The organism is Stenomitos frigidus ULC18 (genome assembly GCF_003003795.1).
Lineage (GTDB): Bacteria > Cyanobacteriota > Cyanobacteriia > Leptolyngbyales > Leptolyngbyaceae > Stenomitos > Stenomitos frigidus_A.
This window is the reverse complement of record NZ_PVWK01000160.1, coordinates 100,148-121,779: the sequence shown is the minus strand read 5'-3', so window position 1 is coordinate 121,779 and position 21,632 is coordinate 100,148. Positions and strand designations below refer to the sequence as shown.

The 21,632-nt window shown below is 51.6% G+C and carries 17 protein-coding genes and 1 pseudogene; 12 read left to right on the top strand and 6 right to left on the bottom strand.

Features of this window, described 5'->3' with window-relative positions; genetic code table 11:
- Nucleotides 1–150: 150 nt before the first annotated feature.
- The 9 genes and pseudogenes from C7B82_RS30800 (at nt 151) to C7B82_RS32875 (ending at nt 9,556) form a co-directional block, all read left to right on the top strand.
- A complete protein-coding gene (locus tag C7B82_RS30800) occupies nt 151–519 on the top strand; it encodes a pentapeptide repeat-containing protein (protein ID WP_106261116.1) in 369 nt (122 codons plus the stop codon).
- A 13-nt stretch (nt 520–532) separates the two neighbouring features.
- Nucleotides 533–685: pseudogene (locus tag C7B82_RS30795) on the top strand (alpha-ketoacid dehydrogenase subunit beta); the annotation flags it as partial.
- 5 nt (nt 686–690) lie between these two features.
- Nucleotides 691–936, top strand: a complete 246-nt coding sequence (locus C7B82_RS30790) for a hypothetical protein (protein ID WP_245940173.1) — start codon at nt 691–693, stop codon at nt 934–936.
- 438 nt (nt 937–1,374) lie between these two features.
- Nucleotides 1,375–2,571 (top strand): metal-dependent hydrolase family protein, encoded by a 1,197-nt coding sequence (locus C7B82_RS30785; protein ID WP_245940172.1) that lies wholly within the window; start codon nt 1,375–1,377, stop codon nt 2,569–2,571.
- 44 nt (nt 2,572–2,615) lie between these two features.
- On the top strand, nt 2,616–3,902 hold the full coding sequence (locus tag C7B82_RS30780) for an outer membrane protein (protein ID WP_146141319.1): 1,287 nt from the start codon (nt 2,616–2,618) through the stop codon (nt 3,900–3,902).
- A gap of 190 nt (nt 3,903–4,092) precedes the next feature.
- The gene (locus C7B82_RS30775; protein WP_106261113.1) at nt 4,093–4,305 is read left to right on the top strand and encodes a hypothetical protein; all 213 of its coding nucleotides are present in this window, start codon (nt 4,093–4,095) and stop codon (nt 4,303–4,305) included.
- A gap of 80 nt (nt 4,306–4,385) precedes the next feature.
- Nucleotides 4,386–8,117, top strand: a complete 3,732-nt coding sequence (locus tag C7B82_RS30770; protein ID WP_106261111.1) for a CAAX protease — start codon at nt 4,386–4,388, stop codon at nt 8,115–8,117.
- A gap of 224 nt (nt 8,118–8,341) precedes the next feature.
- Complete coding sequence (locus C7B82_RS30765; RefSeq protein ID WP_106261110.1) at nt 8,342–9,250, top strand: YihY/virulence factor BrkB family protein; 909 nt, start codon at nt 8,342–8,344, stop codon at nt 9,248–9,250.
- A gap of 132 nt (nt 9,251–9,382) precedes the next feature.
- Nucleotides 9,383–9,556 (top strand): hypothetical protein, encoded by a 174-nt coding sequence (locus C7B82_RS32875; RefSeq protein WP_181357799.1) that lies wholly within the window; start codon nt 9,383–9,385, stop codon nt 9,554–9,556.
- A 201-nt stretch (nt 9,557–9,757) separates the two neighbouring features.
- Here C7B82_RS32875 and C7B82_RS30760 read toward each other — a convergent pair whose 3' ends face one another.
- Entirely contained in the window at nt 9,758–12,937 is a 3,180-nt protein-coding gene (locus C7B82_RS30760) for a hypothetical protein (RefSeq protein ID WP_106261108.1), read from the bottom strand.
- Nucleotides 12,938–13,517: 580 nt separating this feature from the next.
- Between C7B82_RS30760 and C7B82_RS30755 the strand changes: the two genes are divergently transcribed.
- On the top strand, nt 13,518–15,332 hold the full coding sequence (locus C7B82_RS30755) for an ABC transporter ATP-binding protein (protein WP_106261107.1): 1,815 nt from the start codon (nt 13,518–13,520) through the stop codon (nt 15,330–15,332).
- A gap of 8 nt (nt 15,333–15,340) precedes the next feature.
- Here C7B82_RS30755 and C7B82_RS30750 read toward each other — a convergent pair whose 3' ends face one another.
- The 5 genes from C7B82_RS30750 to recN all read right to left on the bottom strand — a co-directional run bounded on the left by C7B82_RS30750 (nt 15,341) and on the right by recN (nt 19,057).
- On the bottom strand, nt 15,341–15,613 hold the full coding sequence (locus C7B82_RS30750) for a hypothetical protein (protein ID WP_106261105.1): 273 nt from the start codon (nt 15,611–15,613) through the stop codon (nt 15,341–15,343).
- A 21-nt stretch (nt 15,614–15,634) separates the two neighbouring features.
- Nucleotides 15,635–15,817: a DUF5615 family PIN-like protein gene (locus C7B82_RS34880; RefSeq protein ID WP_339375268.1), complete on the bottom strand. Its 183-nt coding sequence runs from the start codon at nt 15,815–15,817 to the stop codon at nt 15,635–15,637.
- Between the two features lie 94 nt (nt 15,818–15,911).
- Nucleotides 15,912–16,136 carry a DUF433 domain-containing protein gene (locus C7B82_RS30740; RefSeq protein WP_106261146.1) on the bottom strand — a complete coding sequence of 75 codons (225 nt, stop codon included), beginning with the start codon at nt 16,134–16,136 and terminating at the stop codon, nt 15,912–15,914.
- Nucleotides 16,137–16,141: 5 nt separating this feature from the next.
- Complete coding sequence (locus C7B82_RS30735; RefSeq protein WP_106261104.1) at nt 16,142–16,906, bottom strand: hypothetical protein; 765 nt, start codon at nt 16,904–16,906, stop codon at nt 16,142–16,144.
- Between the two features lie 171 nt (nt 16,907–17,077).
- Nucleotides 17,078–19,057, bottom strand: coding sequence for a DNA repair protein RecN (recN, locus tag C7B82_RS30730; RefSeq protein WP_106261102.1), 1,980 nt, complete (start codon nt 19,055–19,057; stop codon nt 17,078–17,080).
- Nucleotides 19,058–19,286: 229 nt separating this feature from the next.
- On the opposite strand from recN, the gene C7B82_RS30725 reads away from it, so the two are divergent.
- Nucleotides 19,287–21,224, top strand: coding sequence for a tetratricopeptide repeat protein (locus C7B82_RS30725; protein WP_106261101.1), 1,938 nt, complete (start codon nt 19,287–19,289; stop codon nt 21,222–21,224).
- A complete protein-coding gene (locus C7B82_RS30720; RefSeq protein ID WP_106261099.1) occupies nt 21,208–21,390 on the top strand; it encodes a hypothetical protein in 183 nt (60 codons plus the stop codon). The genes C7B82_RS30725 and C7B82_RS30720 overlap by 17 nt, the downstream gene beginning before the upstream one ends.
- Nucleotides 21,391–21,632: the final 242 nt, after the last annotated feature.

Here is a 21,632-nt window from a genome sequence, read left to right as displayed (position 1 = left end):
ATCGCTCAATGTCTAAGAGGCTGAGCCGTCAATCTTAATGGTTTATCAGTCGAAAGGATCTTAGGCTGAAGACAAGGTGCAACGGGTTAGAGTTTACTCTAGCTGTCACCAGTCATGTGAAGGGGCTATCCCTTCGTTACGAGAAGAAATATGTTCAATCAACCTTTACACAGCGCACGTGAGTTACTAGTGCGTTATCGATCAGGAGAGCGAGCCTTCAAAGGTGCTTACTTGGAGGGTGTAAATTTGCAGGGCACTCGTTTGAAACGAGTAAACCTGATCGGAGCCAATCTCATTCGAGCGGATTTAAGTGGTGCAAATCTCTACGGAGCGAATCTGAGCGGGGCTGACCTGAGCTACGCCAATCTAAAAGGCACCTATCTAGCGAGTGCAAATCTTACTGGAGCCAATCTCAATGGCACAAACCAGGACGAAGCCGACTTTGATGGAGCCATTATGCCGGATGGTCGCATCCGCTGGTCTGGCTTGGAACCAACAGAGTATCGTTCTGCAAGTTAGTGGGATTGACCTTGATCGTCTCTTCGATGAACTGGATGCGCCCGTCTTGCGGCTGTCATCCCAGGATATTCCCACCCCATACAACGGTGCTTTGGAAAATCTGACGATCGTCCAACCACAACAAATCGTCGAAGCTGTCCAAAAGATGGTCGCGCTCAAAGTTTAAACTGCATGCTGATGAAAGCAAATCATGACCAACTCATTCATTTTGCTGTGTGCTTCAACAATGAGGGCTATAAAGCGTCACTCGAAGTTGGAAAACTGTACCGCATGATTGCCGATGAGCAGGCTGCGGCGCATGGTTTGGTACGAATCGTGGATGAAAGTGGGGAAGATTATGCCTTTGCAGCGAATCGTTTCTATCCGGTGCCATTACCGCAAAATGTAGAAGAGGCTTTGCTCACGGCATCTTATTAGCTCCGCAACATTTGTTCTTATACATTTTTGGTACGACGCTCTGATTGAGTAGGGTATTGCTACAACCATGTTCTAGGTTGATTCGCCCGTTTTAAGGAGGTGTTTGTGAAGGCTCGTGACTTCTTAAACCAGGCGGACGATTTTGTGGTGAGCAGAATTAGCTGGTATGCTTGACCCGATAACCTCTGAACAGTGAATTTTGGAGGTCTTCTTCAGCTCTTTGTAGGGATGCTCACTATGCGTATAAGACTTCGCTACTCAATCCTATTAGGCGTTTTACTACTTGCCCTCATTGGATTCGTTCCACAATTAGGATTGGCTCAGCAGCCAGCGCCCCTCAAAGTTCAGAAGCAAAATGCTACGAATCTCTTGTTTGAGAATGTTCGTGTTTTCAATGGCACTGCCGCTCAACTCTCATAACCATCAAACGTTCTGGTAGTGGGCAACAAAATTGAGACCATTTCCAGTAACCCAATTACTCCACCAGCAAGCGCTAAGCTAACCCGGATTAAAGGTGGTGGTCGTGTATTGATGCCAGGGCTGATCGATAACCACACTCATCTGTTCATGGAGAGCAGCGCTATCGAAGAACTACTTTCTCCCAAGACTCCTGCTGAAGCCTTGTTTCAGCAAGCACAGACCAATGCAAAGGCAATGCTATTGCGTGGCTTTACCAGCACTCGTGATATGGCGGGACCAGTGTTTGAGTTGAAGAAGGTGATTGACAAGGGTGATGCCATAGGGCCACGCATCTGGCCTTCGGGGGCGATGATCTCGCAGACCAGTGGACATGGCGACTTCCGCTCACTCAAAGAGATTCCCAGAACACCTTCGACACCGCTCAGCCGTGGGGAAGTGTTTGGAGTGGGGACGATCGCCGATGGGGTCGATGAGGTACTCCGACGCACTCGTGAACAACTGATGCAGGGTGCCACCCAGATTAAACTGGCGGCAGGTGGCGGTGTGGCATCCGACTACGATCCCCTGGATGTTAGCCAATATACAGAAGCAGAGTTCCATGCCGCTGTCGAAGCGGCTGCAAACTGGAATACCTATGTCACGGTTCATGCCTACACCCCGATCGCGATTCAAACGGCGATTCGGGCGGGAGTTAAGTGCATTGAACACGGTCAACTGATGGATGAGGCAACAGCCAAGATTATGGCTGAAAAAGGAACCTGGCTCAGCCTTCAACCGTTTCTCGACGACGAGGATGCGAATCCCCAGCCGGAAGGGTCAGCCAACCGTGTCAAACAACTGCAAATGACCCAGGGTACTGACAACGCCTATAATCTGGCGAAGAAATACAAGCTCAAGACAGCCTGGGGCACAGACACCTTATTCGCTGCTAAGCTGGCCACCCGACAAGGGGCGCAACTGGCGAAAATGGTGCGTTGGTACAGTCCCGCTGAAGTGCTGAAGATGGCAACGAGTACCAATGCTGAACTACTGGCATTGTCTGGTCCGCGCAATCCTTATCCTGGCAAATTGGGTGTCGTTGAAGAAGGCGCACTCGCCGACCTACTTTTGGTGGATGGCGATCCGATCGAGAATATCAAATTGATCGAGAATCCAGCCAAGAACTTCCTCGTGATCATGAAGGACGGCAAGCTTTACAAAAATCTCCTCAGCTAAGGCTCAGACTGGCTTGCTTGACGAAAAAACTTCTAAAAACTGCCATGCTATTAAAGACACGATCGAAAGAGGGAACCATCTTCTGGGTTCGTAAGGTGTTGCGTCTAAGCAGCCTAGTGTCAGGGGCGATCGCACTTGCTAGCCTGCCAGTTTTGGCTGGTGAACTGCTGCCCAAAGACACCTTCGAGCAATCACCCATTCCCAGTCCCATAGCCTCACCTGAAGAGAACCTGCCAGAAAGCCATCAGGTAGACCCTTCGTCAAAACCCGCTCTGGCATTAAAGACACCGCTCCAATTACACCAGGGTATGCCTCTTCAGGGCAAGCCGTGGTCGACGCGATCGGTTGATCTGCGACCTCAGGCCAAGCCAGCCTCTGAGGCGATCGTTGAAGTAGCAACCGCATCGAAGGCACCAGTCCTGATGGGGCAAGGAACGCCGAACCATTCTGATGCAGCCAATGCTGTACGCAACGAATCCGTACCGAACGGCACTTTAACGGCTCAAGCAGCATCACCATTCAATTCTGATGTTGCCCAAGAGCGGTGGCAATTTTTAGTGGAACCCTATTTATTCGTTCCATTTGATGTTAAAGCTGATATCACAGTGCGTGGACGCAAGGCATCCCTTGAAGCTGGCTTGGGCGAGTTGTTTGAGCTCGATCGTATTTTTGCGGCCTCGCTGCGGCTAGAAGCTCGCAAAAACCGTTTAGGCTTTATTGTCGATGGTTCCTATCTCTCTGTGGGCAAAGATGGAAACCTTGACGTAACAATCCCAGCAGCAGCACTGCGGCCTTATGGCATTAACACGGATGTCAATCTGAATGCAGGTGTCAGCGCGAATGTGCATCAAGGGGTGTTGGATCTGGCAGTATTTTACCGGGTCATTGATCAGTCTTTAGGGCGTAACCCTGGATCAAATCCCTACCCTCGACTGACAGCTGAGCCAATTTTAGGCGTGAGGCTGAATTGGTTAGGTCAAGAGATTGACGTGGGTTCAATTCGGATTGGCGGCATTAATATTCCCAATCAAGATGTTAAACTTTCTGCCTTTTTTGCTGAACCGATGCTTGGGTTTCGTGCAGGGCTAGAACTCTCTGACCGCTGGGGGGTAGGCATTCGGGCCGATGTTTCTGGGTTTAATATCAACGCCGATCGTGACTTCACCTGGAATTTGCTCATTGGCACTCAGTACCGACTGTCTAGTAAGGTCGCTCTTCAGCTTGCTTACCGATTCACCAAGTTCGAGTACCAGGATGGGAAGGGCACCGACAGATTAGGGCTGGATTTACGGCAGCAAGGCTTATGGCTGGGTGCGGTCTTCAGCTTCTAAAACGACTGAGAACTTCTTTGCTCGGTTGCGCCTGGTTGCCTCTGCACCTAACAGGGACATCCAGCGTGCGACGGGCTCAACAGATCGGAGGCGACGCATCACAAGTCATTGTGAAAGACGGCAAGATCTACAAGAACACCATTAGCTAATCGGCGCTAAAGCCGCCATCACATTACATTTATGAATCCTCATGGTGCCCTTTGAACCGTTGCTTTGCCCGTGTTGTACGCCTGCTCTCTTACAAACGTTGGCGCACTCTGATTTAACCCGCATCCCCCAGCAGATGCTCTGGCTGGGAACGGGAGCCTTGTCTGCGGTCGTCAATCGATCGCCAGAGGTACGATCGCCCATTGTAACCGTTGCCGACGCGATCGCGCCTCAAGACCAAACATTAACGCCGTGATGATGGCTCTCGTAACATTTATCGTGTAATCGCTGTGTCTAATCCAGGCACAAATGATGTGAAGCTGTGGGGAAACTGCCATGACGGCAACGGGTGCAACGCCATTTTGGGACTTGTTGGGCGGCGTCTTTCGCCTTCACTTAGAGGCGTTTCAGCAGATCGCCAACCTGCCTGGAGTGTGGTCATCGTTGCTGGTCGTGCTGTTTGCGGGGCTATCGCTGGGTGTTGGGCAAAGCATCATTCTCTTTATCAATCGGGTAAAACCCGTGCGCTTTGTTCTGAGCCTGTTGCTCAATGCCATTCTGTTTACCGTTGGCTTTTTGTTTCTGGTCTTGAGTACCTGGTTGATTTGTCGGGTGCCCTGGTCAGTGAAGGTTCCCTTTACGACGCTGATCAAAGTGTTGGGATTCAGCTATGCGCCCCAGTTGTTCAGCTTTTTAGGCGCGTTGCCCTACGCAGGACTGCCCGTTTTAAATCTGTTGTCGGTGTGGCGCTTGCTGGCAGCAGTGGTGGGCTTTGCGGCCGCCGCACAGGTGACTGGTGCCACTGCTTTTAGCTATGTCGCTTTTGGCTGGCTGGCGCTGCAACTTCTGGAAAACAGTATTGGACAACCGATCGCCAAGTTAGGTCAAGCGATCGCCGATCGCGTGGCTGGTGTGAATCTGGTAGAAAAGCAGAGCGAACTGGCGGATCGAGTACAGGCAGGGCGAGGTGTGGCTTCTCCTATGCTCGCGGCCACTCAGACGACTGTACCGGAGATGAATCAGTTGGTGCAGGCAGCAGGGCGATCGGCTCCAGAAACCGCCCAGGCAGTGGCTCCAGCGGTCGTCAGCAACAAAGAGAGTACAACCATCACGATCACGCAGCGAACAGATGTGGCTGATCCACTGGTGCAACTCGATCATAAACCCAGTGGTCTACCCCAACAGCTCAAGCTGCTCTTGAGTTTGCTGGCGATGGCTATCGTGTTTATGGCGATCGCCCTTTTGCTGCGTCCCATTCGCGAGAGTCTCTTTGGCTGGCACAATAACTTGCCGAAACTCTTCCGATTGATCTTAGATTTAGTTTGGATTGGGGTGATTGCAGTCGTCTTTGCGGGCATGCTGGCTCCTCTGGAAACATTGGGCTGGTGGGCTGGCTGGTATGGTGATGATGTGGATACCAGTCAAACTGCCGTGAATGTGGCTAAAGCCTCTCCTTCAGACGCTTCCATCTCCCGCTATGTGGTTTACCTGGATGGGGTTGGGCAATCGGGCGAAACATACACACCCGACGTAATGGCTTTTCTGAATGCGCTCAAGCCAGCGCTGCCCCAGGACGTGGAGCTGGTGCAGGGCTTAATGATGTACTCCGTCATGAATCGACCCCTGGGTGAAGATCGTCCCCTTGCCTTTGTCTGGAGACTGGCGGACAAAATGCGCTGGAGCAACCCGACTGACATTCTGGGTTTTATGCTCAACCTGCGAAACGTCTTCATTGTGGCAGTTTCAGCCGATAAACGGTATGGTCCGATTTACAATCAGGGCATTGCTCAGGTGCTCTACGATGGTTTGACGAAACGCGGCTACCAGCCCGGCAGTGGCATTCCCATTACGCTGATTGGCTATAGCGGCGGTGGTCAAATGTCGGTGGCGGCGGCACCTTATCTGAAACGGGCAACGGGTGCGCCGATCGAGATCATTTCCCTGGGTGGGGTGATGAGCGCCAACAATAATTTTCTCAAGCTGGAGCATCTTTACCATGTGGCTGGCAACAAAGATGGCATTGAGCGCATTGGTCCTGCCATCTTTCCCGGTCGCCGCCAGTGGTTTCCCTTGTCCTACTGGAATCGTGCCATGCGGCGGGGCAAAATTACGCTGTTGTCAATAGCAGGCGTGGGGCATCAGGTTCCCGGTGGCTACATGGACCCGCAAGCCACCCTGCCCGATGGACGCACCTATCTACAAGCCACCATTGAATTGATTCTGCAAATTCTGCGAGGTGAGGTGTTAACAATAGCTCAAACGCTGCCTCGGAAAACCAGTAACTACGCGCTGTATCAGCAGGCAGCCTTTATTCATGCTGACTATTACCCGCTGCACCAGAGCGTGGATGAGACGCTGTATCAACCCATTCATCCCTGGATGGGACGCTTGATCTTGCCCCAAAAGGAAGAGCGTGCTCAGGTGAAAGGCGTGCTGTTTGAGGTCCATCATGCACCAGCCCCTTATCAGCAGTGGGTTGGCAAAGTGGTGGCTCTGCGTTGGGCGAATGACCCGATTGTGAAAAAGCTGGTGGCGGCAGTGACACGGGATGTTCACTTTAGCGTGGACGCCGAATATAGCAGTGTGTATGGTGGCTGTGTCAACCCCGATCGCCTGAATCACTGGCGACAGGTTGATCCACTGGAATCGCTAGCAGGCTGTCATCCGGTTGATGATGTGATGGTGTTGCTTAATGATCCGGTTGATGTGGAACCGATGGAACGCAGTCAGGGCAATGAAAAGCAGCCCAGCCTCTACATTCGGAGTCTGCCCGTCGAAATTACGGGACGTTACTACGCCGTCGTGCAGTTTGTGGCACCCGTCTCGTTAGACCAGTTTCGGGTGGTGCATTTCAATCGGATTTCGCGGCAGTTTGATGGTGTTCAGGACGTTGTTTCGTTACCCCAGGTGGTGTTGGCGGACGCTTACGGTAGCTATCCCTCCACGACGCGCGATCTGGAGAAATCACCCTTAAATGAAGCCGGGTGGTACATTTATGGCGCGAAAAATGCTGCGGGAATGTTTGTGGTTCAATCTCTGGCTCCTCGTGCGTTATGGCGCTTGCAGCCCCAGGAAGTTGTGTTTGGGTCAAAAGCGGGCTATCGCTACATCCGCAAACGCGCCTGGGCAGAGGTTGAGGCGCAAAAAGGACAGATTGCGTCAGTGTTGTGTACGCCGAGGTCAAATGGATCAGCGGATGCCATTCAAACGGCAATTAACGCTTGGCAAGAGGGCGATCGCGCCTTGCTGATCCATACCTACGGGGGCATTGGGGGCATGAAAAAAGAACCTGCTGCCGCAACCCCTATTTTCTTTGGGCACTTTGCCTACGGTCTGGCTGAAGTGGTGCGAGAGGCACTGACCGATGACCTGCGCTTTGAGATTCGCTATTTCCAGGTGTACGCCCAGAACACCGATGGTTTGACCGCTGGCACGTTGCATTGGTCGCGCTATATGGGCGATCGCCAATTCGGTTGGGCAGGCACCCGTCCCACCTGTGACTTGCTCATTAAGTTGGATGCCTTCACCAACGACTATGAAATGAATGGCGAGAAAGGTAGCCCCTTGACATTGATGTTGCGCCAGTTGCAAGTGATGACTTCTCGCTATCGGGTTGGGGATGGTACGGGGGCAACATACGTGGGACCCGCGAATAACTCCTCCCAGGACTCAAACCAGGCACTCTTTGCCAGTATTCAACGATCGGTTCAAGCACTGCAAGCCAATGCAGACCTGCGGCGATCACTTATGGCAAACCCGGAGCAAGCGCAACGATTCCAGGTACTGCAACAACTCGGTCGAGAACTCCAACAAAAACTGCAACCGCTGGGTGGTCCCCGTGCCGATTGGGAAAAGAACGAGTTCAACCTGGGCAGCACGATGGAAGACAACCCGCTGCAAAATCTGCGAACGGGGCTAGGGAGTTGGCGCACCATGTTTCCACGCTTTGCCAGTGATACGATTGTGCAGCTTTTCCTCAAACACGGTGCTAGGGTTTGGGTGCTTCGCACCAGCCAGATTGGGGGCTATGACCCGGATATTGCACCGATCGCCCCAACAACTCTTTAAAAACGACACCTCACACCCCAATTCATCAGACTGTGGTTCACTCCCGTAGGAATCTCCAATGCTCAAGAAGGCATCCGAGGCGAAGGTCAGTTCTATCAGGACAGCGCTAAATGGTATCGTTTCAGCTACGACTGCTCTGTTGACATTAGAAACGGGCGCGTTACCAGTGCCACTTACAAACTGCATCCATAATTACAAACTGCATCCATAAGTAGTTAAACTTCATGATGCGATACGTTCGCTCTCGCATTCTGCCTACCAAAGCGGCGCAGTTGATGATTCAAACAGGGGTGAAATGGCAGCAAGATGATTGCTCTAGTATGGCAGCCGCGTTGTCTTACTATGCCTTGTTTTCACTCTTTCCCATCTTGCTGATCCTGCTGAGTGTGGGCAGTCGGTGGCTTGCACCCGGTTCAGAGGCCTTTCAGCTCATGCAGACAACCATTACCCGATCGCTACCGCCAGAAGCCTACACGGTCGTCAAGGGAACGATCGTGGTACTGACTGAAAACAGCACGGGCGCGGGCATCATTGGGTTTGGGCTGTTGCTCTATGCCGCTAGTACCGTTTTTGCGGTGCTCAATCGCTTTGTACAGAAGCTCTGGCGAGTGAACAATCAAACGTCGATTCAGGAAACCGTTTTGTCGTTTGTGCTCAATAAGGTTCTATCCTTCCTGCTAGTGCTAAGCACGACGCTGTTCCTGTTTACCTCCCTCATATCTCACATTACCATTCAGTTCATTCTCAAGTTGGTGGAAACCTTTAAGGCGACATTTGCCTTTATCCATATCGATGAACTTCAGCTAACGGAAGGACTTCAGTTTGGTTCATCATTTCTCACTATAGCGATCGCCTGTTGCATCCTGTTCAAACTATTGCCCTCTACTCGTGTGGCGTGGCAAGATACCTGGCTGGGTGCATTGCTCTCGGCATTGCTGCTGGTTGGGTTACAGCGGTTAGCAGGAGAGAGCGTAATTTCGATCGGCAGTCGCTACTTGTCCTATGGCGTGATTGGTGGCGTGATGATTTTGCTGCTGTGGCTATATCTGACCTGTCAAATCTTTCTCATGGGCTGCGAATTTTCTTACGTTTACGCTCATTTGTTCGGTAGCCGCCGAAACTTAGGATCGTGAATTTAATAAGGTAGGGTGTGTTAGGCAACGCCGTAACGCACCAAACACGCTCCGAGCGATCGTTCTGTATCGTCTGACATTGCGAGCGCGATGGGTCACAATCCTTCTGCATCGTGCCGCAATTCAATTGTAATGCCTCACATTGCGTCTGTATCGCCTTACATTCGTATGGCATCAGGTGGCAATCCTTTTGCATCGTGCCGCAATGGCATTGTGATGCCTCACATTGCGTCTGCATCGCCTTACAATCGCATTGCATCGCGTAACAGTGCGTCTGCATTGCGTACCAAAACCTCGGAGGTTTAAGTAAAGACATTGGTGACACGCCACATGCCTGGTTAAAACCTCCGAGGTTTACATAATCGCTCACCAAAACCTTCGAGGTTTAAGTAAAGACATTGGTGACACGCCACATGCCTGGTTAAAACCTCCGAGGTTTACATAAGTCGCCATTAAAAAAGCCTCTCCGAAGAGAGGCATAAGGTGTGAGCGTTTTAGAAACGGTGACTAAACACCTCTAACTGCGATCGCCCCTGCTAAGGCCGCCGCACCAGCCGAAACCAGTGCCGTACCGAAGAGCCACCAGGCAGCACTAGCAGCCGCTTTTTGGGTTTCTTTCACTTGTCTCTGCGCCTGATATTTGACTTCATCCAGCCGTCGTTGAGCCTCGCCTTGCAAACGTTCTGCCCGGCGCAACACGCTGCTACGAGCATCTTCGACCTGATCGATGATGTGGTTGGCTTGCTCTTCGGAGATGTCGTCGCGAGAACTCATCACGGCGACCAGGGTTTCGCGGTTGAAGCTGCCGAGCCGATCGCGCATCGCGTCAAAGCCCGCCTGAGGATCGTAGAACATCGTGCGAACATCGCGCTTGATGCCGTCGTAGTTGAGTTCTGGGCGATCGAGCGAGTTCAGGTAATCCCGAATGCGCGCCAGAATGCCATCAATGACAGACTGGATGCGGTTCTGGATCTTCTGGATCTGAGCCGACACCTGATCACGCACAGAAAGTACCTGATCGACAATCCGCTCGGCTTCAGCCTGGCTGATATCCTGACGTTGAGACAGCAAGGCCACAATAGTTGAACGGTCTACCTGGCTGAGTCGTTCGCCCAGGCTGCTTGCCCCTGCACGTGGATCGTTCAACAAGAGTTGCAGGTCGCGTTTGATGCCATCAGGATTGAGTTCATCCTTGTTTGTTTGGAGCAAGTAGCTTTCCACATTGGTCTGGAAGTCCTGCACCCGCCGCTTTGTGCGTGATGCCAGTCGTCGCGGCGAACGAACGATGCGACGAAGCGCTTCCTGCACTTGATCGATGTACTGGTTGACTTGCTCTTCGGTGAGGTCGTCTCGTTGGCTAAGCAGTTTTACCAGCGTTTCACGATCGACCTGAGAGAGCCGTTGCCGTAGCGCGATCGTGCCCTGTTTGGGATCGTGCAGCAACGTATTTAAATCGCTCTGGATGCCATCAGGATTAAGCTCTGACAGGTTGGTGCGGCGCAGATAATCGGCGATCGCGGTACTTACCTGGTCATACTGATCTTTCGCTTTGTCTGCCACAATTTGTGGTGCGTGGAGTACGTTATGACGCACATCTTCAAGCTGAGTGACGATACGATCAGCTTCTTCGGGCGTGATATCTTGCCGCTGAGCCAGCAGTTGCACTAGCGTATCTCGATCGACCTGACTGAGGCGATCGCGCAAGGCAGACCCACCCGCTTGCGGATCGTCCAGCAGCAGTCGGAAGTCGCGCTTGATCCCTTCAGGATTCAGTTCTGACTTGTTGGTGTTGCGTAGATAGGTTTCCACGCGATCGCGCACTGCCAAAGCCTCAGCTTTCACACGTTCCTGTGATTCACGCGCCGTGTTGAGAACATTGTCGCGAGTGCTTTCAATCTGGGTGACGATGCGCTCGGCTTCTTCGGGCGTTGTATCCTGCCGTTGCGCCATTAGAGCGACTAAGGTGTTGCGGTCAAACTGGCTGAGACGGTTTTGCAACGCATCAAAGCCTGCTTCGCGATCGTCTAGCAGCAAGCGAAAATCGCGCTCGATGCCTTGAGGATTGAGTTCCTCTTTGCCGGTCGATCGCAGGTAATTTTCCACTCGACTGCGGACATCACTGCTTTGCTCTTCAGCCGCTGCTGCTTGGACAGTGCCCAGCGTCGAAGCACGAATGACTTCTAGCTGATCGGCAATTTCCGAAATTCTGGCAGGCGTGAGGTCGCTGCGTTGCGTCAGCACATCCACGAAGTAAGAGCGGTTCAGTTGCTCTAACTGCCGCTGCACCGTGAGTGGATCGGCTTCAGGGTCATAAATGACATCCCTGAACTCGGTCTGTAGCGTTTCGCGGTTAAGGTGCCAGGAATAGGCATTGAGCAAATAGTTCTCAGTATCCGCCTTGATGGTGTTGAACGAGAGCCCCGGCACCTTCTGAGCGACCTGTTTTGTGGTGTCGCCCAGTTTGTCTTTAGCGGTTTCGAGCTGACCCAGAATTTTCTCTACATTCAGGTCAGACAGATCGCCACGCCCCATGACAGTGCCGATCAAACTTGTAAAGCCAAACTGAAGTGCCCGATTAACCAGACTACCTTCTTCTTTAGACGACTCAGACGACTGATACGGTGCCAGTTGACCAGACCGCGCCAGTTCTCGCTGCTGCCGGACTTCTTCAGTCAGACGATCGATCTTGGTATTCAATTCACTCGAATTCAGCGCTGTTGGTTGAGCCGACCGTAGATATTCCACCAGCTCCGAGGTGGGATCTTTCTTTTGAAATTGGTTAACCACGGTTTGCCAAACTGAGTCGAGCTGACCCACCAGCCGTTCAGCATCCCGCCGGGAAAGGTCGGTACGACTGCTGACCAGGTTCACAAACGTGCCGCGATCGATACTCCGCAGGCGATCGGCAATTTCTACCGGAGAACCACTACCCGCAATCTCTCTTAGCTCTGGATCGTTGACTAGCTTTTCGAATTCGCTGCGAATTTTAGGAATATCGAGTCCCGCGGGGCGTAAGTTATCCAGGTAGTCTTCGATCGACTCGCGTACGCTCGTCGGATCAAGCCCTGCACCGAGCTCGCGTCTAACGGCTGCTGCGGCCGCTTCGGCAGTGGCGACAACCTGATTGTTAACGGCCTTCGCACCCAACGCTGCGGTTGCTGTCCCAAAGATTGCCTGAAAGCCGGACACAGCCGTGCTGACGACCGAGCCAGCCAACGAGCCCACCGTTAAGGAGCTAAAGAGGACTAGCAGAACAAAATAAGCGCCCCAAATAACAACGCCGACGATCGCACCCAGCACTGAACTGGTAATGAGGCTTAGCTTAACAGCCAGTAGGCAGGCGAGAAACAGTGCCACACTAACCGTAAGCAATGTCCACAGCCCCACTGCAAAGCCAATCTTCTTCACGGTGCCGCCCAAGCTTCCTGATTCATGGCTGTCAGAATCATCATCGTCATCTGATGAGCGACCCAGATACGAAATGCCCGCTGCGACCGAAAGATTTGTTAGCAATAATTGAAAGGCAAACGCTAAAACTAATCCTGCAATTAACGCAATAAAAAATTGAGGTCCTGAGAAAACCAATGCTGCCCTCTCAGGTGTACTGACTGCCCCATCTAGCGGCACTTGCGCTATCCATCTTGGAAGGCGATCGAGCGCGAACGCCATCCCAAAGTTATCCATCATCATCCTTTTCCTCGTGAACGCCCAACTGAAGCAGTCCCTGGTGTGTAGAGAGTTAATCGCCTTTTGAAGCACGTCTCTCGTTGTAGACAGAATGGCCGAGGGCAAGGCTTTGCTTCATCTCTCCTGAGTGTGAAGCGATCGCTTTCGAAGGGATGAGATGCGCGGAGAGTAGGGAGTGAGGCTTTGGGAGACAGAGGCAGCAACAGCGAGACAGCAGGAAAGATAGAGGGTTGTTCCGCCTGCAAAACTCAAACCAGTTAGGCTTGCTGATCGCTGACCGCTGACCGCTCAATCCACTCAAACCAGACTCTTCCCTTACCACCGTTGAAAAAATCGCTTTTCTAATTGAGGAATTTCACCAAGCGCACTGTATTTGTATTACAATACTACTTTTGTAGTATATCCAGTAGTTCTTGCTGTGATTTTCATGCTGTGTCTGGCGCGATCGCTGCTCGTACTGCCATGAGAGCGGACGTCCATCAAAAGAACTCAGCAAAACCAACGTTAACGGCTGATGGTTAGCGTTGGGTTAACTGAACTGCTCGACACAAATTTGGCATCGACCGTTTAAGGAGGAATCATGGCGAAATTTCAAGACATTGCTCGCTTTTACCAGCGGTATTGGCGAATCTCCGTCTTTAGCATTGCAATGATGAGTGCCTTTGAAATCATTGATTTGTTTGGCCCCTACGCGATCGGGCAGATTCTCAACGTGCTGTCCAAACAGCCGCTTGATCAACCCATGCAGCAGATCATCACAGGCGTTGCCAATGTAACAGGGCAACCACAAGGGCAGATGCTTTCGTTGGTTGTGCTCTTGGCGATGGTGTGTATTGTCTCGGTCGGTCGGGCACCGATTCAGCCCTGGTTGGGCCCCTGGTTTAACTGGGATACCGCCTTTCGTGCCCGTCGTGACCATGCCCAAAAAGCGCTAGAAAAAGTCCTCACACTCCCATTGGAGTTTTACGACGAAAATAACCCTGGACGGATTGCTGCACGGGTTGCCAAAGGGATCTCTAACCACACGTGGACCTATCCCGAAATTACGGGTCAGCTTTTGCCCAAAGTTGCCCGCATTGTGGGGATCTTTATCGTTATTTGGTTGATCGATTGGCGGATTGCGATTGTCCTGCTGCTATCCTTTATCGGCATTCTCAGCTTCAGCCTGTCGGGATTGACCAAGCTGACGAAGCAGGAGGAAAAGCTCGATCGCTATATTGAGGATACCGAAAGCCGTAATTCCGAAATCATCACGAACATCAAAACGGTGAAAGCGTTTGCCACTGAAGCGCAAGAGCTGACCCGACAGCGCCAGCGGTTTGAGCGTGAGTTCAAGGTGGTAGATTACCGCATCCACAAGGGCTATGTGATGCTAGGGATGTACGAGCGCACGATCGTGCAAAGCTGCGTCTTTCTGGTGCTGGTCTTTACGCTGATGGCAGCCGTGCGAGGCGAAATTTCCCTGGGTCATTTTGTCACCACGCTGACGGTTTCCAGCATGGCGTATGCCGAAGTAGAGCCGATTAGCCAATTGGCAGAAGTCTTTGCTCGGCGCTACGCCTCGATGATTCGCTTCCACGAATTCATGCAGCTTCCGGCTGGTAAAGATGCGGGTAGCCTGGTGCGGGACAAGGATGCCGAGCCGTATCAGTTCACAGGCAAAGTGGAATTCTCGCACTTGACCTTCGGGTACGCTCCCGATCGCCCAGTGCTAAAGGACATCAACCTGTTGATTGAACCGTATCAAACGGTGGCACTGGTCGGACGATCGGGTTCCGGTAAATCTACACTAGTCAAGCTCCTGTTCCGCTACTTCGAGCCTAACAGCGGCAGCATTTTGATGGATGGTCACGACTTGCGCCGGCTGGACGTGAGCAGCTACCGGAAGCGACTGGCGATCGTCCACCAGGAAGTAGACATTTTCAACGGCACGCTGCTCGATAACCTTGTCTACGGCAACCCCGATGCGTCGTTCGAGCAAGTGCGCGAAGCCTGTCGCATTGCCCAGGCCGATGAATTCATTCGCAACATGCCTCTGGGATATTCGACGATCGTTGGCGAACGAGGTGTTCGGCTCTCTGGTGGTCAGCGTCAACGAGTCGGCATTGCCCGCGCCCTGATTATGGAACCGGATGTGCTAATCTTTGACGAAGCGACCTCTAGTTTGGACTATGAGTCGGAGCGATCGATTCAACTGGCAATGCGCGCCATTCTTGGCACCCGTACGCTGATTATCATTGCTCACCGTCTCAGCACCGTCCGCGAAGCTGACAAAATTGTGGTTCTCGAAAACGGTCACATCGTTGAAGTCGGCAACCACGACGAACTCCTGAATAGTGAAGGCATCTACCGTCGCCTCCACTCCTTGCAGGAAACTGGCGAATTGCTGGCTTAGCACACGCATCAAAAGCAATAGCGGGTGAAACGCGCATACACTTGGCGATGTCCAAATGTATGCGCGTTTTGCATAGCCAAGATCAGGGCTTGCACGATGTCTCGCAGATCAGTACAGCGCCCTTCACGCAAATGTTTCAGTGTTTGCTGAGCGAGATCATTAAGCCGACCGGCTGCGACATCTTCTTCAAATTGCCTATCCCATCTCGCGGCATCGAATTGCTGCACTGAAGTAACGGTGGTGATCAAACCAGAATTCGTTAGATTTTTTCGTTGCCACATCTGAAAAGATTAGCGATCGCTCTATCCCAGCACTAAAATACTTTCCAATTCTTTATCTTCAAACTGAAGAATTGTGTCAAAATTGTCTCTCAGAATCTCAACAATCTTCGACGTTGGGCTGTTGCCAATCCGAAGGTAGATAAATTTGGGTGGATGACCGAAGAGTAAACTGCGCTGATGAAAGTCAGCATCCTTGGAAACAATGTCAACTTTAAAGTTTTGACATGTTCAGAATTAGGATACAAGTCGATAATCCTGCGAACAATTCGGTCTGATAAGTTCTCATCCAACAACAATTTCAAAGCGGTGCCACAAAGAGTTTTTTCTCACGATCGGCGGCAAAAGCAAGACACGCTTTGATGTCTTCTGATGTGAGTTCAGAAAAATCTTCTAAAATTTCTGCCTCTGTCATGCCGCCCGCCAGATATTCTAAAATGTCATACACTGTGATTCGCATTCCTCGAATGCAGGGCTTGCCGCTACGTTTTCCAGGCTCGATGGTGATGATATTGTGATAATCCATAATTGTCATAAGGAAAGCTCACTTTCAAGAGTTTTCTTAAGTGTTTCCTCAAAATTACTCATTCCCCTCGGCGTATAGGCATAAATAATTGAGCGGCGATGTCTAATGTCAAATGGAATATCATCAATAGACTGCGCGAGCAAAATAACTGGTCTTCCAATCGTATGTGCTATTCCTAACTCATAGAAAACATTAGGATTACGACCAGTGCAGTCAGCAATACAAAGCTTTGAAAAATAAGTTGCTGCCCAAACCTCATCAATTATTGTGTGGCTGGAAAAGAAATCATCACCTCTTTCGCATGACAGCCCTAAACCATTAGCAACCTTAACTATATGGTCTGTGTATACTGGCTTTAGATCTTCTCTAAATGGCATTATTATAAATAAATCTGCCCATGATTGTTTTAGAGTTTTGTTAGGCTTTCCAAATATTGGAGACAAACCCATTTGGGTTTCTTTAATCTCTTGAATGTAACCAAGTGAAGATGAAAAATATTCTAATATTTTTCTTTCTTCTTGATGGTTTTCATCTAGGATTTTTTTGAATTCGTTTACAAGAGACAGTGCATCCATTTCTTCGATTTGTTCCAGGCGCTTATCTATCTCTTCAATTTCTGTTCTTGTCTCTTGAATACGGTAGTCTAGTTCAAATTGTTCTATGACGCTAGAACTAAATGCACGTGCTTTTTGAAGTCTTTGCAACTTGTCTGATAATAAATAGAATTTTTCTTCAATCTCCTTTCTTTTTGGAACCCAATCTTTAGTCATTATTAAATTCTCCTAAAACTAAGTAATAGACTATTGATGGTGGTAGGAATCATGCCTTAAAGAATCTCGAAAATTCAAGTGGTCTAAAATTTATTACATGGAGATTTAATGTAGAGCCTCTAGTTTGATGTGAATGAACGAATTGCTTGCTGTAGATCTACGATCGATGCATCACCCTTTTCGAGAGGCTTTGGCTCTTGTGGCTTTCGGTTTTGGTTCAGCAGGTTTTGGTTCAGCGGCGGGTTGTGGCTCAGCAGCAAGCTTTGGTTCGCCCGATCGCGTCTCCCGCAAAGTGGCAGCTTGTTTCAAAAGTGAATCAGCGAAGGCATAAGCAACATCATCCGCTTCACTGGTTTCGGCAGTTGACTGACCACCTGCAAGCTGTGCTAACTCTTCACGTCGTTGTTGGCTGTCAAGTGTTGTGACACGAACGACGGTGCGGACAGAATCGAGGGTGTGGGGTGTGGGGTGTGGGGTGTGGGATGTGGAAGCGTTTTGCGTTTTGCGTTTTGCATTCTTGGTCTCTATGTCTTCCCCTGCTCCCTTGCTACCCTGCTCCTCTAGCCCCTTCCCGTTCCCCACAAACTTCCCATTCTCCTCCTCAATCACCTGTTTGCTCACGCGTAAGTGCTGATCTGCCATTGCTGCGACGATCGGCTGGTGAGTGACGCACAGTACTTGATGATGTTGGCTCAGTTGGTGCAGTTTTTCCGCGATCGCCTGGGTCACGCGTCCCGAAACGCCCACGTCGATCTCGTCAAACACTAGCGTCCCAACTGGGTCAATTTGGGAAAAGCTGGACTGTAAGGCGAGTAGGAAGCGACTCATTTCGCCACCGGAGGCGATTTCGGTCAGTGGTTGCAATGGCTCACCAGGGTTGGGGCTAAAAAGGAAGGTTACGCGATCGCCTCCTAACGCAGACGGAGTCGCAGGCGAAATGTCTACCTGAAACTTCACTTTCTCCATTGCCAGCGGTTTGAGTTCACTCACCAACCGCTCCTCTAGCTCTTTCGCGGTCGCTTGTCGTCGTTGCGTCAGGAGGGCACAGGCGTCGGTCAACGCAAGCTGTCGTTCTTGATAGGTGTGTTCCAGGTCTTCCAGGGATTGCCCACCGCCTGTAAGCTCATCCATATCGGCTTGAAGACGCTGAAGAAGGGCGATCGCGTCACCTAGCGTCGGGCCATACTTGCGGCAAAGCTGCTTCAGCTCAACAATGCGTTCCTGCACTTCCTGTAACCGCTGTGGGTCTGCCTCCAGGGTTTCGCCATAGACATTAATTTCCCGTCCGGCTTGCTCGACCTGTGCTAGAGCGTTGCTAACGAGTTCGAGAATGGGCTGAATCTGCACATCATATTCAGCCATATCCTGGAGCGTGCTTTCAGCTTTACCTAATAAATCTGCACAGGCTTCTGCACCTTCATCGTTTTGATAAAGTGCCTGGTAGACCTGATAGCTTTGATGCTGCAGCTCAACGCTATGGCTGAGGCGTTTGCGTTCTTGTTCCAGTTGATCGAGTTCATCGGCTTCAGTTAGATTTGCCGCACTCAGTTCCTTTAACTGGTACTCAAACAAGTCAAGCTGCTGGAGCCGTTCTTGTTCTGATTTACGACGTTTCTCTAAGGCTTGAAGCGCTTGCTGATAGGCAGAGAAAGCAGCGACAACGGTCGATCGCTGCTTTAACAGTGGCTCACCACCATAACTGTCCAGCCATTCGCGCTGAAGCGGTGGTTGCCCGATCTGTACCGTTTGCCCTTGTGCGGTCAGTTCAACCAGCCGATCGCGCAGGTATTCCATCTGCTGCTTGTTCACTAGCGCACCGTTGATCCGCGATCGACTACGCTGGCTACTCTGACTGGCAACAATCTCGCGGGTGCAAACCAATTCCGTTTCGGCAGTGAGGGCAATCTCCTGCTGCTCTAGCCAGGTTGCCAAATCGGGTTCGAGCCGAAAGACGGCTTCAATCAACGCGCGATCGGCTCCCGTCCTCACCGCGCGACTGGTCACTTTGCCACCCAAAACGGCATCGATCGCATCCAGAATGATCGACTTACCTGCACCCGTTTCGCCGGTCATCACCGTCAAACCTTTACCCAAACCTAACTCTAGGCGGTCTACCAGGGCGAAATTTTCGATTCGCAGGGAAAGCAGCATGGGCAGGGGGGGAAGTAGGGAGTGGGGAGTGGGGTGTGGAAATGAAGAGGTGGGGGAGGTGAGGAGGTGACGGCGTGGGGCGATGGTAAGAAAAAACCTTTAGACTAAAATTTTGGGATGCAGTTGTAGTGTACTGTCAGGGCTTTAACGTGCTGCTAAACTTTGGTGCTTTTCAAGACCTTCTTGTTTCCCTTCACACCCTATACCCTACACCCTATTCCCCTCCTAAATGGTAGCGATCTCTGAGGCGATGACGACGGCTTTGCAAGCGTATCGACTGGGAAATTTGGTGCAGGCAGAATGGTTGTGTTGTCAAGTGCTTGATCAACGTCCCCATTACGTCCCAGCACTCCATTTGTTGGGGGCAATCGCCCTGCAAACCGGCAGGCTGCAATCTGCGATCGCGCACTATCAAACCGTCATCACGCTTGACCCAACCCATGCTGAAGCACATGGTAATTTGGCCGTTGCGCTACAAGATTGCGGTAACTGGGATGAAGCAGCTCAACACTTTCAGCGATCGCTGGCGCTCAAGCCCAATCATGCTCCAACCCACTTCAATGCAGGCAATCTGGCGTTAAGGCAAAAGTGCTACGAGCAGGCGATCTCGCACTATCAGCAGGCGATCGCCCTGAACCCCAACTATCCCAGAGCCTACAACAATCTAGGAAACGCGCTCAGGGAACAAAGAAAGCTAGAAGAAGCAATTGTCCAGTATCGGCAGGCGATCGCACTGGCACCAAGCGACCCGCAGGCACACAACAATTTGGGCAATGCACTCCAGGCACAGGGACAATTTGAGGCGGCGATCGCCTATTACCAAAACGCTCTAGCACTCCAACCCAGCAATGCTGACGTGCAGTTCAACATCGGCAACGCGTTCCGACTGACGGAGCAATTTGAGGCGGCGATCGACCACTATCAGCAAGCACTGAGGCTACAACCCAATTGGGCAGCGGCTCACAATAATCTGGCGTTGTGTTTGCAAGAAGACAAGCAATTTGAGGCCGCGATCGCGCACTATCAGCAGGCGATTGAGCTGGAGCCAGAGAATGCAGAAGCGCACAACAGTTTGGGAGTGGCACTTTATGAATGGAACGATTTGCAGGGTGCGATCGCGCAATGCCAGCGAGCGATCGCCCTCAAGCCCCAGTTTGCTGAAGCCCACTTAAATTTGAGCCTGGCACTTTTGGCAGCAGGTGATTTTCAGCAAGGCTTTGTCGAGTATGAATGGCGCTGGGACGCTCAAGACCTGCAACGCCGATCGTTACCAGGAAGCGTTTGGGATGGTTCTGCGTTGAATGGGCGATCGCTGCTGCTCTATACGGAGCAGGGCTTTGGTGATGCCATCCAGTTCATCCGCTATGTGGCGCGTTTAGCAGAAAGGGACGCTGAACCTGCGCGATCGACTGCCCAGAACCACATCGTTGTGGAGTGCCCCAAGGAATTGCTATGCTTGTTTGCCACTATTCCAGGCATTGCTGAACTCATCCCCCAAGGCTCCCCCTTGCCTGAGTTTGATGTGCATCTGCCGCTGATGAGCCTGCCTTATGTCCTGAACGAATCGTTAGCTACGATTCCAAAGCAGGTGCCCTATGTGTCTGTATCAGAGGCTTGCCGAGCACATTCAGACGCTAGCAACGCCATCACAACACCATTGGCAGCACCGAGCGCCGATCGTCTCCTCAAAGTCGGCATTGTTTGGGCAAGTGTGCCGCTTCCCCATCTCAAACAGCGATCGTCCTATCGCCATCGCACCGCTTCTCTAACCGCGTTTATGCAAGGACTGCGCAGTCCCAACGTGGAACTATACAGCCTTCAGGTGGGCACTCATGCCGCTGATATCGCTCAGTTCGGTTTTCAGCCTTGCCTGTATGATTTGAGCCCACAGCTTCAGGATTTTGCTGATACGGCAGCCGCCATCGACCAGCTTGATCTTGTCATCTCAGTGGATACGGCTGTGGCTCATTTGGCGGGTGCACTGGGAAAGCCTGTTTGGGTTGTACTCCCGTTTGCTGCTGACTGGCGCTGGCTGCTGCATCGCGAAGACAGCCCCTGGTACCCGACGATGCGCTTGTTTCGCCAGACGGCTCCCGGTGACTGGGAGGGTGTCATGGTTAAAGTCCGACAGGCATTAAGAGAAAGGGGTAATGAACATTCGTCCTGAAACCCAGGTTGATCACGCCTCGATCGCGGTCGTCGTCGAACAAGCCTTTGGCCAAGCAAATGAGGCGCAACTCATCGAGTTCAGTTGTTTTACAGTGGGTGAATATCACTATCCCGTTGAGGAGACTGCATCGGCGGTGCCATTTGGGTCAGGGCCGGTTTACTAACAGGCCGACCATTGAGGCTTTGGCTATGAGTGAGCCAACGCGCAAGTTACCTTTGGTCAACGCAGATGCTGCGGGGATCGATCTGGGTGCAGATTATCACTAGGTCACTGTTCCGGAAGACCGCGGCCGCGAGTGCGCTTGTCGCTTTGGCTGCTTTACTGCCGACCTCTAGGTGAACGAGACTTGTACAAACTGGCAGCGCTCAAAGACTGTCGCTAACCCGTCGGCTCCACCGCAAGAAA